This window comes from Pirellulaceae bacterium (genome assembly GCA_029243025.1).
Taxonomy (GTDB): domain Bacteria; phylum Planctomycetota; class Planctomycetia; order Pirellulales; family Pirellulaceae.
The window spans coordinates 1,082,498-1,098,291 of sequence record JAQWSU010000045.1; the positions used below are offsets into that span (position 1 = coordinate 1,082,498).

Genomic DNA, 15,794 nt, shown 5'->3' on the forward strand with positions numbered 1-15,794 from the left:
ATGATGACACACTTTGCGACGCGACGATGTACGAAACGCCTTCGTGGTGAAATCCTGGAAACCCGAAATTTGTTGACTGGGGTTCCCATCATCACGGAATTCATGGCGAGCAATCAAGCTGTGTTGCTTGATGGCTCATCCCCGCCTGAGTCTCCAGACTGGATCGAACTTTACAATCCGGGTGACCAATCGATCGATTTGAAAGATTGGTATCTCACGGACGATCCTTCCGATCTAACAAAATGGAAATTTCCCAAGACACCTCTTGCTGCGGAGGAATATCGAGTCGTGTTTGCTTCGGGGAACGGAAACCCTGATCGCCTGGGCAATCTACACACCAATTTTCGCTTGCGGGCCTCGGCAGAATACCTGGGACTGGTAAAACCAGACGGAGTGACTGTGGTTAGTCAGTTCGGATCGAACACAAGCAATTATCCGGCACAAGTGACGGATGTTTCCTACGGGCGAATGATGACACCGTTACAGGAAACATTCGTTTCATTTGACGCGGATGCTCGTTTCCTGGCACCCACCTCAGAAATCGACAGCGGCTGGACTCAACCCAACTTTGAAGATACACCCGACCAGACCGAATGGTCATTCGTCAAGTCGCCGGTAGGATTCGGTAGCTCCGATCATCTCCAATCACTAATCAACAGTGACTTGGAATCAACCATGCGCGACGTGAGCGGATCAAGCTTGCTTCGATTTCCATTTGAAGTCGCTGACCCGCTCGCATTCGATACGCTCTCATTCCGGATAGCCTTCGACGACGGTTTCGCCGCCTATTTAAATGGAAGACCCATTGCCGCTCAACATGCGCCAGACTCACCCACTCATGACTCTTCTGCCAGTGATGAACACGAAGCGATAGGAAAGAGCTTTGTGTTCGACTCATCACAACGTGCTGTGTGGTATTCCTTTGAGGATGGTGGTGGGCAAGCCATCACTGACCAGCTATCCGATGATGGCCGCCAGTCACCCTTATTTAACAGCGGAGGCAGTGTCGACATCAAACAGGAGCGAGCTGCGTTTGGAGATCGATCGTTGAGATTACCCGGGTCGCCTGGTCCACCCAACATTTTCAATCGACTGCAAATCCCCGACACGAGCAACTTAGGTAATCGGTTTACCTTGGCGGCACACGTCAACGCGGCGGACCGTTTTCAACGCCTTTTTTCAAATTACAACGGTACCGGTGAAGTTGCAGCCGAACGAATCCTGTTCGATTTTGATCCAACTGGCAATGCAATTCCAGGCGTGCGACTGATTATTGGAAATCGAGGAGTGGTACAAACAGAGACGGTCCCGCCCCAATTGCGTGAGGATGGATATCACCACTTCGCCGCCACCTATGAGGACGGTGCCGTGCAGCTCTATCTCGACGGGGAGCTAATCGCGGCGGGCCAGCTGGGCAGCGGACCGCTCGCCATGCCGCTCGATCTATTCCTGGCTGAAGACCCCCACGACGGTGGTGGAACGGCCAACGAACAGCTGTCTGGTAATCTTGATGACGTGCTAATTTTGAAAGACGTGGTACTCTCACCAACAGATCTCGAACTGCTGGCGAGGGACGGAGCCGCATCCTTTTTTGAATCGACAAATCGTGATGCCATCTTTGAGACATTCGATGTGAGCGATCATCTCGACGCGTTGCAAAGCGGAACGAACACGCTGGCGATTCATGGCCTAAATATTTCCGCCGACGATGCGGATTTCTTTATCGCTCCGGAGTTGAACGGCGGCATGGCGCCAGAACGATTCGCACCCGGTTATTTCGCCGAACCCACACCAGCTGAGGTTAATGGTTTCCCGTTGAAAGGAATTGTTCAAACCGTCAGAGCCAGCCATCAGCGAGGATTCTACGAAAAGGGGTTCGAACTCGATTTGACCAGCGACACGCTTGGTGCGACGTTGATCTACACAACTGACGGAAGTCAGCCGACCACAACCAATGGAATCCTCATCGAAGCGGCCAACCCACAGTCGGCCCCTCGAGCTCGGTTATCCATCGAAACCACGACCAATCTTCGTGCAATCGCCATCAAGGAAGACTTTTATCCTGCCGCGCCTATCACCCACACTTATGTATTCCTGACGGATGTTCTTCAGCAACCTAAAACTCCCGAGGGACTACCGAAGCGCTGGGGTCGATCAAGGGCAGACTATGAAATGGACCCTGAGATTGTTAATCAGTCGCCGTATCGCGAGACCATTTTCGATGACCTGCAATCTTTACCATCCGTTTCACTGACGATCGATCAAGAAGACTTCTTTGGAGACAGCGGGATTTATGCAAATACGCTCCGTCGAGGACGAGCCTGGGAGCGACCTGTTTCTGTCGAATACTTCGACCCCCTCAACAATGACCAATTTCAAATTGACGCTGGATTAAGAGTCCACGGGGGTTATTCGCGCGAACCGGCTGCAACCCCACAACATTCCTTGCGTATGTACTTCCGCAGCGAATACGGTGAGGGCAAGCTACGCTTCCCGTTGTTCAGCGATTCTGACGTATCCGTGTTTGATTCATTGGTTCTCAACGCACAATCGAGTGACAACTGGACCAGCATCAACATCACGACTGGCCGCATCGCACAATTCATGCGGGACCAATGGGCACAGGATATACAACGAGAAATGGGGCAACCGCACGTCCCTGGAAAATATGTTCATGTCTACATCAACGGGCTGTATTGGGGCCTCTACGGTTTAATGGAACGGCCGGACGATGACTTTTCGGCTGCGCATTTCGGAGGCACCGATGACGAGTATGACGTGATCGTTGACGAAAACGCCAATAGCGGCAATTTGTCGGTTTGGCATGAACTGTTGCGGCGCTCGAGGCAACAGGATTATGAAGGCGTTTCCGAATTGCTGGACATCGACAATTTCATCGACTATATGATCATCAATATCTTCATGGGTAATTGGGATTGGCCAGACCACAATTGGAATGCGGTACGGCGACGGGCCGAGGGCGAGAAATTTAAATTTCTCATCTGGGACGCCGAAGTCGGGCTTGGTATCGACGTTAATGTCCCGGGACCCACCAAGGGGCAAGTGCTGGACGTTGACTTAGCGGGACGCCGCGCAGATGTTGGAACGGGCGATATTCGCAATGGTCCCGGTGAGATCTATGCGAACCTGAAAAGTAATCCTGCATTTCGCTTGAGTTTCGCAGACCGTCTGCAAAAACATTTATTTAACGATGGCGCGTTAAACACATCACAAGCTGCCAAAGTCTACCAAACACGATCCGATGAAATCGAAGCTGGCTTGGTCGGCCAAGCTGCACGCTGGGGCGATGTACGCCGCAGACGCCCCGATGTGCCCGACGGTGTGTGGGCAGATGAACGAGACTGGATCCTCAACCATTTCTTTGTCGAACGTCCCGCCATCGTTTTAGAAGATTTCCAGGATGAAACGCTTTATCCTCCGTTATCTGCGCCGGAATTCAATCAACACGGAGGTCCCATTCCACTCGGTTTCATGCTGGCCATAGATCATCAAACAGATGCATCCTCTGTCCTTCTAACGCTCGACGGATCGGACCCACGTCTCGCTAATGGTGAGATCGCCGCGAACGCAATCCGTTACGATCAACCTCTCCGAATCCAAGCAACCACGACGGTCAAATCTCGTGCTTGGCTTGCAGGAGAATGGTCCGCGCTAAATGAAGCATCGTTCCGCGTCGAATCTTTACCGGGTGATTTCACCAATGATGGGTTGGTCAACCAACTCGATATCGCGAGTATGTGTCTGGCAATTCGCACAAATGACCAAGCCAAAGATTTGACGCGAGACGGGCTGACCAATCACGAAGACCTTTTCTATCTGGTCGAGCAAATCATTGGATCTCCCGTTGGCGACGTCAATCTTGATGGAAAATTCAACTCGACAGATCTCGTGCAAATCTTTCAGCATGGCGAATACGAGGATGGCCGGATTAAGAATTCTTCCTGGACCACCGGTGACTGGAATTGTGACGGCGAATTTGATTCAACCGATCTCGTATTTGCTTTTCAGCGAGATGGATTTTCGCGATAAGCCATCAAACAACCGAACTCCAAAACCGCGAGTTAATCGCAACGCAGCAAAAGTCTTCCACCGGGCAGCTTCTTGCAGTGACGAAGCTGCCTGTGGTGGATTGGGTATTCAACGCGCAACGGGCGCATCGACGCCGGAGAATAGTCGTCATTCGGAACAAGCGTTCCAACCAGCGAGTCCCGCGCCCCTTTCCGCCTTGCTAACTCAGCGATTGTCCCTGTCTAACAACTCGCGATTCTCCGCAATGACTCGCACGAGTTGGTAGGTCAGCCAAACAATCAGCAAAGCCTCTGTAACGATCGCAAACAGCAAGTCAATTCCCCCCTTTTCCGTCAAACGAGTCGGCGATCGGCAAACCCACGATTCCGGACCGATAGAAACAGCCACCTTTTGCAACGGTTCGCGTGGCTTTTCTCGATTTTGCACAGAAACAAAAAAATGTCACGTGTTTTTTTCAGCATCGATGCTTGGCGTCTCTCGCGAAACAGTCCCAAGGTTCCGCAGTCAACTTCTTAACTGCCTTCGCCGAACTGAGCTTGATCCTTTCACGATTTGACCAAAGATTTTGCAACAGCGAGGACTATGCAATCCACGCATTACTCCACAACACCCAGCCCTCGCATTGCGAAGTAAGCCTAGCAGTTGCTGTGACACCAAAGACGGAAGGCGGGCGTAACGCCAATCCGGCTGAGGCGGATCGCCGCCCACCAAGCAACGTTTTCGTTGCCCACAGAAACGTCAGTTATCAGGACTGTCGCCAAGACTCGCTAACCATCCAATGAAACGACCCCACAGAATCAACAGCAGAAGCAAGCCATAGAAGCAGGCGAATGTTGTCGCGGCAATCTTCAGTACGAAAGGCAATTCAAACATAGTGAGACCTGCGGCAACCGCAACCATGGCAGCGATAATCCAGACATTTCCGTTGCAGAACGTGAATGGAAAGAAGAGCACCTTCAAGGTAAAGAGCAGCGTCTTATCCAACCCGTTTCGTTTCTCGCGCATTGACAAGCGGAGAATAAAATTGAACAGAAGAGCCATACCCAGGGAACCTAAAACCAGCATCATTCCGATCGACTGATAAGCATGCGATTCTACACCAGGTTCGAGAACGGCACGACTCACTTTCTCGGGGTTGTAGGAAACCGACACGTTAGTGCCCACTGGATAACGCGTCACAACTCCCCGGGCGCTGTACTCGTGTCCGCCAAGAACAACGACATCTGAATAATGCTTCACGTCGCCTACCATGTACATATATTCGAGGTCAGCCGAATACGTGACGCCGTCCTCATCAGTATGAGACGTAACTTTTGAGGTAACGATGGTTCCTGGCGCAAGCGGCCAGCGGACGCTGGCTCTGGATTCATTCAGCTTGAGCTGACCATACAAAATCAACATCAAACCAACAGCACCTATCGCGCTCCAAATCGCCAGCAGCGCCAGACGTTGCCTTCTGCCCTCCGAAAGTTTCTTATCAGATTGAGAGTTCATCTGCCTCAAGCCTTTCTGCTATCAGCAGAAACAAGTGACCCTCCATTGGAACGAAAGATAGGATCGCAACGCCTCCTTTGACGATCCCCACCAACTTGGGCAGATCATCGGCAAAAAGTCGATCAATTCAAACCTGCCAGCAACGTTTCGAGAAAATCGTCGTGCGGCCGATGATAGCAGATATCATTTTCACTTTTCTTTCTAATCTTCCAGCGAGTGCCGGCGAGATCCGCGTCTCATGCAACATCAACAAGCCGAAAGATCTGATTTTCAGCCGAATTCCGCCTGGCAGTGGCCGATCATTGGGGTGACTGCAGACAGAAAGGGAGCATTAATCATGTCGTAACGCAAAGTTCACCTGGACAGAAAACATAAAACATGTGATTCTTCGCCGCCTTTCCTCGTCCTATCGTCCGGGTCGTCCACCGAAGCTTCGCATGCATCCATGTTTCACTTGAATCACAGAGTTGACCACTGGTTCGGATTGACGTGTGCTCTTGCGCTATCAATCCAGTGTTCCAGTCTTTGCGCCCAATCGATTTTGAATGAGGCAGACGCATTACCCTCGAATGTAATAACGGACATTGCCAACCCACCGATCGTGGATCAAGTCCGGTTTCCCAATCCATTGCATAACCGGCGTGAATTACATGGTTCCACTGACGGCTCACGAGCAAATCCGAACGCTGATCATCTATTTGCCAAGTTTCTAGACCGATTGGGTGAAGCGTGTGGTCCGCGTTTCGATTTCTATGGTTATCTTGATCAAGGCTTTACTTGGAACCCAGATAATCCGGCCAATCGTACAAATGGCCTTGTGCTTAGCAACTATCGATCGAATGACTACTTGCTGGACGCAATCTATTTGGTTTCCGAACGAAAGATCGATCCCCAACTTCAAGTCTTTCAATTGGGCGGTCGCATTGACACAGTTTACGGCACCGATGCTCTATTCATGCAAACAATTGGACTGGATGAGAACATCGTCACACCAGCGGCCAGCCGCTTCTACAAGTTGGCCTTTCGCCAAGCCTATCTAAATCTGTTTCTTCCCATCGGGCGGGGTGCCAGTGTGAAGATTGGTACGTTTGTGACGCCGATTGGCAACGAAACCGGATACGCTCCGGCGAACTTTTTTTACTCAAGTCTCTTGGTGGACAACATTCAGCCTGGCACCTTGACTGGATTTCTTGCTCAATATCCGTTAACTGACAACTTGCGTGTCAGCTTTGGGCCGAACTTAGGCTGGAGTGCTTTCAACAACATCAACCACTCCATCAGTTACGCAGGCGAAATCACCTGGACATCAACAGACAAAAAGACACAAATCCAATTTGATTTCCAGGATGGCAAACAGAGAACAGAAATTGCCTCAGGAGACGCACTCACAGAAGTTGCCTCAGGAGACGCACTCGTCGTCTATTACTCTCTGATTCTGGATCGGAAGCTTGGCGACAATTGGCATTACATCATGGAACATGATTTGATGACCAGCAACTCGCGTAGCGGCATTTCCGAAGACAATTATCAATGCTACTCACTTGCGAATTATCTGATCTACCAAATCAACAGCCAATGGCGATCTGCAATTCGCGTTGGCTGGCTGCAAAACGACGGAGGGCGTCTGACCGGTGTAAATCCCGTTCCGCTGGCCGCTTCAGGTAATTTCTACGATGTCACCTTTGGCTTTAACTGGCAGCCACGGCACCATCTGCGGATTCGCCCGGAACTGCGATACGATTGGCAGAACCGAGACCCCGACTCACCGCTTCCCCCTTCTTATGACGACTACACGTCAGTTAAACAATGGCTGGTCGCCTGTGACATTCTGTTAGAATTCTAGCGGCAAATAACTTCAGTCGGCTCTCGCTCAATCAATTATTTTTCGGCAACTCTTTTTCGCTGTTTTGCGGCGCCAAGCACAAGCCAAATCAGACCGAGAACTGCGACTGACGAACTGGCAGGTTCGGGAACGATTTCGGCGTTGGGACGAGGCCCCGCCTCAAAACCTTGGCCTTGAAAGGCAACCACGAAATCACTCGTGGTAAACAAGCCATCGCCATTCCAGTCGCCGTGCGACCACGATGCAGCTTCGCCCGTTTCAAACCGGCCCGTCGTAAAGACACTCACAAAATCAGAGCTGTTGAATTCACCGTCCAGATTGGCATCGCCTATCCATGTATTGCGTAGATCTCGGACCCACAGAATTCGATCCTCCAGGTCGACCATTGCATCATCATTCAAATCATACTGCAGATCATTAACCGCGATTGCCGCAGCCTGCAAATCAAGATCTTCAGCGTCTAGCTCTCCATTCTGATTGTAGTCACCAACCATGCCATTCCCATCGGCCACTAATTGCAGTCCCACATTGGGAGAAAACCGAATCGGATCCATCTGTAAAAGCGAAAAGTCGGCTGGTTTGAAAGATTCAACATGATCACCGATTGCAGCCAAAACTTGCATGCCTGCATCCCCGCTTTTTTCGACATGGATACCTTCAAACGGGTAGTCCACTCCTTCCTTGAGAGTAATCACCCCGGTATAGCTGTTCTGGCAACCGTTTTGATCGGAAGCGATGGCATCATCACCATCCAATTCAAGAAAGAATTCGTTGGACACATCTGCAAAACTCTGACCGATGATTCGAAAACTGCTCCGATCATCGGAAGCCACGTAGAAAGAGACTTCTATCGATTCGTTGGCGACTTCATCACCATCATCAACTTGCAATGACCCAAAGATACCACTGGCAAAATTATCGCGATTACCGGACGTGTTCGGCCATTGCGGCGCTTCGCCATCGTGATTGAAATCCCCAAATGGACAGCCAGCCGGATCCCGATTTGAGTCGTCAAATTGAAACCGCCTCACATCATTCGACTCGGCATCCGGGTTGTCGAGGTTGGACAGAATTATTTCCCGCGCAAATTCGATTTCTTGATCAAATTCGTCGATTCGATTCATATTGACCACACGCAAGGGATCCGTCAGCCTGGCAACCGGAAGCTGCTCCATAGCCGGTACACGGGTTGCATCCCCTAAGGCGATCCACTGCGGATTAAGCTTAGGATCGTTAATCACATCCCCGATCTGTACAGCCACCTCGTAGAAGGCAGCACCTTCACGCTCCCAACTCACGAACTCAACATCATATACCTGGCCTGCCTTCATTTCGTAGGTCGCGCGGACGCTGCTGTTCTCGGTATTGCCGGCGTGAAAAACTGTCTCTGCATCATACGGATCCGTGGTTCCGGTTCCGACCACTTCTCGCACCTGCACACCTCGAACCCGCATCGCGAAACCCTCGCTGGATTGGACCTGGAAGGTATAAACTCCGTCCTCCTGAGGGCGGAGCTGGCCGTGTGCCACGCTGATCATGTTGTCATCGTCGGCTGCCCCGGTCAAATTATCGGACGGATAAGGAAACAGTCCGGCATCAAAATCGAGCTTCAGCTGCGGACTTTTCGCACCTGGCTGTTCCGGGTCAGCCACCGTCAAAGTTGGCAACTGGACTGCAATCGATTCGGCCGCCTTGGTTCCGGCCTGAATTCCCATCAACGCACCAAGGACATCCTGGATCGGGCCCTCCAAATCGAGACCGCCGTAATAATCGATCACTCCCCAGCTCCCCTGAGAGCCTGACGGACCATCCAACGGACTGCGGGGCAAGAGGGAATGAAACGCTTTAATACCAGGATAAGGCGATGTTGAATTCGTACTGAATTCGATCACAGACGCGTAACGCTTACCACGAGTTTCATCTCGCGATTCGGAGTCCGGCAGCGGCTGCCCACTTGCAAATCCCGACTCGTCATCGCTCCAATCCGAGTCATTGCGAAAGAGATAAATCGCGTCTTCACTGTTACCAGAGTTGTTGGGTTGCCCTCGCCGCCAATTCACAAACGTCAACGGCTCGCCGCTCACCCAGGCAAACTTACCTTCGCTGGCGTTTGGTGCCACGCCAACGCGATCGGAGAGGCCAATCCATACATGCTGGTCAGTACCGACCAGCCCATGCACAAAACGGTTTTCCACAGCGCTATGGATTGAAGCCAACGTGCCTGGAACACCATCGAAGTCGGCTGCCAATGCCGAATCATAAGCTTCCGACCATTTGGAAGTCTCGTAACACGCCTGATAAACATTCCAGCTGCCATCAACACCAAACGGTGCTTGTACAGGATCCTCGCAGTTGGCGTTCTGTCCATAACCAGAAACTCCCAACAAGAACACAATCACCATTGACCAGCACGCAGTTCTCACGGTTAACCCCGCTTTCTGTCAAAAAGAGCGCATTGCCAACATCACCAAGGTGCCAATCCAGATCTGTTCACCAGCTGACCATGAATGCCATTGTCACCAAGCCGGAGAAAAATTTCAATTTTTAAGACGAGCTTTTCGCCGACTCGGAAAAAATGGGCAGCAGCGGAGAAATTGTCGCTAAAGGAAGAGATTTCCGACAGGCAAAACTACGCCGGATGGCAACAGAAACCGGAGCCTGAATAAAAATTACACGAAGGCTTGGCCGTGAAAACGGTGGACGAGATGATCAGGTCAAACGTAAGCATTCGGCCAAAACCTTAAGCTTTTGCGACGCGACCGAAACGCAAACAACATTTTCCCCCTGTAAATCGCGAGCAACGTCGAAGATAACAGGGCTCTAAAATTTACAAGTTTCGCCTTGGATTGAAGCGAGTCGATGCCAAAATCACATTCGCAACTCGATTGGTGCTCCTCGGACAAGTTTGAAAATCCTTTTCATCACTTAAGCAAGTACAGATCCACTGCTTCGGATTGAAAATCTGGGCAGGTTTCCGAACGGATCGAGCAATGGGCTTCACAGCTCATGTCACTCCCAAAGGAACTGCCTTTCTGCAGCGATGACCTCAAGCGTTGAGAATCCGAGCTAGATGCCATTCGCTTTTGATCGGTTCAAATGTTAGAAAACAGCCTTCTTAGATCGGTTAAAACTGAACTACGCTAGCCTTTGTAGGGCACGAAGGAGTCGCGGCTTTGTGGGCACCAAACACACCGGCTGATTTCACGATCTGGGTCGATCGCCACTCGCAAATTAGCACCGGAAGATGAAATGCAGGACCTCCTCATGCGATCATTCTCCGACCTCAAAGTGATGGCATCCCACGGACTAGCATCCCACGGACTACCCAATCCGCTAATCCGTGTGGGATCTCGCCGTTGGTTTCTGCAAACGAGCGCAGCAGGATTCGGCAGTTTGTCTCTACCGCCACTGCTCAATTTGCAGTCGACGGCCCAGGCATCCTCGAATCCTCAAGACCCTAAGGATGGCGAGCGGAAAGCAGTCATCCTGTTCTGGTTATCCGGGGGTCCGAGCCATATCGACATGTGGGATCCCAAGCCAACGGCTCCCAGCGAAATCCGTGGTCCCTATCGAACCATCCCGACTCGACTTCCCGGAGTTCGTCTGAGCGAGCACCTTCCACGCCAGGCGTCAATTGCCGACAAATTGTCGATCATCCGCTCAGTCGACTGCCGAGCGAGTGACCACACGCCGATTACCATGCAGACGGGCAATCCACTGGCACGGCGTACCAATGACGGTCGGGACGGCGATGGCTACCCGGCCATGGGTTCCGTCGCTTCCAGATTCCGCGGCGCAAACGATACACACATGCCGCCTTTCGTAGGTCTCGCCAACAGTTGGAGCTCCGATGTTTGGGAAGCGGGCAAGATGGGGAATCAATACGCGCCCGTCAAAGGTCATAAATTGAATGGTCGCTTTGGAATGCCGGCGGGAATCAACGTCAAGCATCTACAAGATCGCGATCGATTACGCCAGGCGCTGGATCGATTTGACCGCCGCGTCGACAACAATCGAACCCTGGACCGTGTCGATCGCTTTACTCGACAAGCCTACGAGATGGTAAAATCGGGCAAGGTGCAACGAGCATTCGATCTTGGCGCCGAGTCGACAACCACGCGCGAAGCATATGGATCAACAAGTATCGGTGAGAAAGCGCTACTTGCACGAAGACTTGTCGAAGCCGGTGTTACCTTTGTGCTCGTAAGCGGTGCTTGGGGTTACTTTGACCACCATGGCGACAACGTTCGTTGGGGTGGAATCCAGAAGGGACTCACCCCACTTTTACCACGAGTCGACCAAGTAATTTTCGCGCTGGTCAACGATCTCGAATCGCGAGGACTGTTAGACAACACACTCGTGATGATGATGGGAGAATTTGGACGATCACCGATGATCAACAAGGATGCGGGTCGCGATCATTGGACAAACGTGATGTCAATGATCATGGCCGGCGGTGGACTCAATCACGGACAGGTGATTGGCTCGACGGATTCGCACGGGGGTGCAATTGCGAGCAGTCCGGTACGACCCCAAGATCTCGCGGCGACAACCTACAAGCATTTGGGCGTTGACCTGAACGCCCATTGGACCGATCCTACCGGTCGCCCTGTACCGATTGTTGTTGAGGGTGGTCGACCGATTCCTGAATTAGCTTGATATTCATAGCACCGATCACCTTTCACCTGATTGGCTAATCAGACACCGCCATTCCTATTGCCCCGGGGAAGTTTCGATGCATCGATCGAGCCGACGAGATTTTCTGGCAGTGTTGGGAGCATCTGCGGCGGGCATCCGTGGTCGCTCTGCTTGGGGAGCAGACCCCCCACAAGTCACTCATCCTCGTGCGACTGACGGAGATCATCGATACGAACCGGAGTGGTCAGAACGGTTGACTGTCACCGTCGGTCCAAAGTCAGCGGATTTAGTCGGTAACGACGACAAAGTCCTGCAGGCGGCCGTCGACTACGTCGCTCGTTTAGGAGGAGGAACCGTCCGAATCCTGCCTGGTACGTACCGATTGCGCAACGCAGTCTCGTTACCCTCCAAGCTTCGAATTATCGGCTCGGGGGAAGAGAGTGTGATCACGAAAATCAGCTCTGAATCCGTTGAGCTCGCTGATGACTCGGATTGGTACGACCAGGAAATTACGCTACAAAATCAAGCGTTCCGCGTGGGCGACGGCGTCGTCTTACGGGCGAAGAATCCCGATAGTGGTGAAGCCATTGTAATCAAGCGCACCTTGGTCGCTCGATCTGGCAACCGCTTCAAGCTGAATAACGGCTTACGCAAAAACCTTTGGTTAGCAGGCAAACCGACCGCTGCTTCACTTTTCCCACTGTTCACGAGCGAACGGACAGCCGACGTGGTCATCGAAAATCTGACTCTCGATGGCAACCGCGAAAACAATGAGAATCTGAACGGTAATTTCGGGGGCTGCATCTTTCTCCAAGATTGCAATCGATACACTTTGAAACGCGTCACCGCTCGGAACTACAACGGGGACGGCATTAGTTTTCAGATCTGCCATGATGTTGTGGTAGAAAACTGTCACTGTCACGACAATACGGATCTCGGACTGCATCCCGGATCTGGTTCCCAACGGCCGTTGATCCGCAACAACGATTTGAACCGAAACAACCTCGGACTTTTCTGGTGTTGGGGTGTAAAGTACGGCTTGGCGACGGCAAACCGCATCGATGCCAACCGAAGTTTTGGAATTTCGATTGGGCACGCCGATACGGACAATGTGATGCGCAACAACCAAATCACTAATAGCGGAAAGGTTGGCATTCTATTTCGCGATGACGCGCGTGGCCGTGATTTCTGGCCAAATCGCAATTTGGTGGAAGCCAATCGAATTGTGAACAGTGGCGGCGCAAACGGCGTCGCCATTGACATTAAGGGAAAAACCCGAGATCTGCGAATCATCGATAATCAAATCCGCGAAACGCGAGCCCCGATGCACCGGATCGGCATTCGCATTGGAAAACAAGCCGGTGAAATCTCTTTAAAGAATAATCTGTTCGCGGGATTCTCGCGGGATGTGGATGACCAGCGCGATCGTAGTTAGCAATCGATTCACCGTCACCCGTGACGAAACGATTGACTCATCGGCCACTCGCATCGTGTGCCAACTCAAAGCGACAACTGGCAATCGCGGCTGAATTCTATCCAAACAAGGGCAGGGCGGTACCGTCGCTGAGCGGTAACGGGCGATCTTCTAAATCGTGAATGGTAAAAGTCGGATCGATGCCTAATGCATGAAAGATCGTCGCGTGCAGATCTTCGGGCGTGCACGGATCGTCGAGAGGTTCGATCCCGTTGGCATCGGAGCTGCCGTAAACCTGCCCTCCCTGGATACCACCGCCAGCAAACCACATCGAATAACACCCGGGAAAGTGATCGCGGCCTGCGGAACCGTTAATTTTCGGTGTGCGGCCAAATTCACCCAACATGACAACCATGATGTCGTCGAGCCGTCCCCGCTCGTGCAAATCAGCTAACAAGGCACTTGCCGCTCGATCGATGGGAGGCAACAAATCCGACTTCAATCGCACAAAATTATTTCCGTGCGTATCCCAGTGATCACCTTGACCGCTGTTCAGATCACCGGAAGAACAATAAACGGTGATCAAGGGCACACCCGCTTCTGCAAGACGTCGCGCCTGAAGCACACTTTGACCGCAGACATGGTTTCCGTAAGCTTCACGCAACTTATGTGGCTCACGCCGCAAATCAAATGCTTCTTGTACCGTTGGCGACATGAGCATATTGATTGCCTGGGTTCGTTTGTGACTAGTATTTGCGAAATCAGACGGGCTAAAGTAAGTTCCTTCAAGATTCTCCAGAAGCTTGATTCGTGCTCGAAATCGCGATCGGCCAATGCCACCAACAGGTCCTAGATCTACATGCCCCGTTTGTCGCGACAACCCTTTGAATGGTCGTCCTCGCTTGGGGCGAATGAAAACAGGATCAAACGTATCTCCAAGAAACCCACCAAATTGGCCGTTTAACACTCCGCGGTCAGATACAGGGTACGGCATGCTGATCGTCTTTGGCAGCGCCGCAGCAATCTTGTCGTTAACCGCTCTCGGTTCCAACTCAGGTTCTGCCGGTGGTTGTTTGACCTTTCGTTCGAACGCTTCCGGTGGAAGATCACCTTCAATCAGCGAAAGCTTGAGATCTCGGAGGGCCACATCATCGTAAAGAGTTGAGTCAGGACCATTTAACATGGCAAGCGTTAGCCAACGCCGATCCGATTCAATGAACAGATCGATTCCATGAGGTAATTCCATTTGAGCGCGCTGTTCACTCACATCGACAGGCTTTCCGTCAATCCAGACGCCCGCTTGAATCGCGGCGTGAGCCGGCACACTGGGCGCTCCATTCACGCCAACAAATCCTGTCAATTTCCAATGTCCCGTTTGATTCGCGAACTGTTTTCGCCGGACGGCGGTCAAGTCGAATGTGATGAACTTGTTAGCGTGGGCTCCGAAGCCGGGCTGCGGCACGTTCGACTCGCCGGCGCCCGGTAGAAAAAGGTTTCCACCTCTCCCATGGGTATCACTTCCCCAATCACCCGCCGTGCTATCGCCGGCCAGGTACGGACTAAAATCGGCCACTGGGCCATCTAACTGCCGTGTTAAGGGACAACGATCCTGTGATGCCAAGGATATCTTCCCAATCAGTTCAACCGTATCGTTGTTGGTATAGCCATCTTGTCGGTCAAAATTTCCCGTTGAATATCTGCCAGGACCAAGTACGTCGGTACTGAGACTTGTTGATTGGATAATTGGAGCCTTCAGGGGGGGTGAGTCTTCGTGAGGCGTTGGTACCGTCAATTCCCCATCCTGATCGATTGCGTCGTCGACAATCGAGGCGGCACTGCTGCTTGGATTGTTCGAATAATCACGATCAAGTGCCTTGGCCACTTGCGAACCAATGCAAGGCCAATCGTTTCGTGAGGGAAGCTGGACAGGTTCGACTCCAAACACCGTCGGAGGATGCCCGGTAAGACTCCAGTAAGCTGCCTTGCGATGATCAGTCGCCTGATGGTGAACGCTACGCACGAGCGCAAGATGATGCATTTGCTGCGACATCAACGGTAAGTGCTCACAGATGCGCAGACCGTTAACAGAAGTGGAAATCGAATTGAATTCTCCGCGAATGTCTGACGAAGCTTTCGGTTTCATGTCCCAAGTATCAAGATGGCTCATTCCTCCCCACGTAAACAACAAAATAACCGATCGTGCCTTGCCACCTTTTGTTTGAGAATGAGCAAAGGCCCGTTGCAGCGCGCTGTTGAGAGGAAGCCCCACAGCAGATCCAATTCCGAAACGAAGCAGACTGCGTCGCGTTATCTGTGGAAGCTCAAACTGATCAAACATCATCAAGGTCCTAAATC

Annotated in this window: 7 protein-coding genes; 4 read left to right on the forward strand and 3 right to left on the reverse strand. The window is 51.8% G+C overall.

All coding sequences use genetic code 11. From position 1 onward, the window contains the following. On the forward strand, positions 1–4,050 hold the full coding sequence (locus tag P8N76_22915; GenBank protein ID MDG2384539.1) for a CotH kinase family protein: 4,050 nt from the start codon (positions 1–3) through the stop codon (positions 4,048–4,050). A gap of 738 nt (positions 4,051–4,788) precedes the next feature. Here the strand turns inward: P8N76_22915 and P8N76_22920 are convergent. After that, positions 4,789–5,544: a DUF3592 domain-containing protein gene (locus P8N76_22920; protein MDG2384540.1), complete on the reverse strand. Its 756-nt coding sequence runs from the start codon at positions 5,542–5,544 to the stop codon at positions 4,789–4,791. A gap of 541 nt (positions 5,545–6,085) precedes the next feature. On the opposite strand from P8N76_22920, the gene P8N76_22925 reads away from it, so the two are divergent. Continuing rightward, entirely contained in the window at positions 6,086–7,387 is a 1,302-nt protein-coding gene (locus P8N76_22925) for an outer membrane beta-barrel protein (protein MDG2384541.1), read from the forward strand. 35 nt (positions 7,388–7,422) lie between these two features. Here P8N76_22925 and P8N76_22930 read toward each other — a convergent pair whose 3' ends face one another. Next, positions 7,423–9,789 (reverse strand): PA14 domain-containing protein, encoded by a 2,367-nt coding sequence (locus tag P8N76_22930; protein ID MDG2384542.1) that lies wholly within the window; start codon positions 9,787–9,789, stop codon positions 7,423–7,425. 862 nt (positions 9,790–10,651) lie between these two features. Between P8N76_22930 and P8N76_22935 the strand changes: the two genes are divergently transcribed. Together P8N76_22935 and P8N76_22940 are read left to right on the forward strand one after the other, a co-directional pair. Then, positions 10,652–12,046: a DUF1501 domain-containing protein gene (locus P8N76_22935; protein ID MDG2384543.1), complete on the forward strand. Its 1,395-nt coding sequence runs from the start codon at positions 10,652–10,654 to the stop codon at positions 12,044–12,046. 76 nt (positions 12,047–12,122) lie between these two features. Next, entirely contained in the window at positions 12,123–13,460 is a 1,338-nt protein-coding gene (locus P8N76_22940) for a right-handed parallel beta-helix repeat-containing protein (protein MDG2384544.1), read from the forward strand. Positions 13,461–13,557: 97 nt separating this feature from the next. Here the strand turns inward: P8N76_22940 and P8N76_22945 are convergent, their stop codons facing one another. Further along, the gene (locus tag P8N76_22945; protein ID MDG2384545.1) at positions 13,558–15,780 is read right to left on the reverse strand and encodes a DUF1501 domain-containing protein; all 2,223 of its coding nucleotides are present in this window, start codon (positions 15,778–15,780) and stop codon (positions 13,558–13,560) included. Between the last annotated feature and the right edge of the window lie 14 nt (positions 15,781–15,794).

What these genes read in the sequence shown, in the direction of transcription:
- P8N76_22915 (MDG2384539.1), top strand. Translation starts at nt 1, where the DNA reads ATGATGACACACTTTGCGACGCGACGATGTACGAAACGCCTTCGTGGT.
- P8N76_22920 (MDG2384540.1), bottom strand. Translation starts at nt 5,544, where the DNA reads ATGAACTCTCAATCTGATAAGAAACTTTCGGAGGGCAGAAGGCAACGT.
- P8N76_22930 (MDG2384542.1), bottom strand. Translation starts at nt 9,789, where the DNA reads ATGGTGATTGTGTTCTTGTTGGGAGTTTCTGGTTATGGACAGAACGCC.
- P8N76_22935 (MDG2384543.1), top strand. Translation starts at nt 10,652, where the DNA reads ATGCGATCATTCTCCGACCTCAAAGTGATGGCATCCCACGGACTAGCA.
- P8N76_22940 (MDG2384544.1), top strand. Translation starts at nt 12,123, where the DNA reads ATGCATCGATCGAGCCGACGAGATTTTCTGGCAGTGTTGGGAGCATCT.
- P8N76_22945 (MDG2384545.1), bottom strand. Translation starts at nt 15,780, where the DNA reads ATGATGTTTGATCAGTTTGAGCTTCCACAGATAACGCGACGCAGTCTG.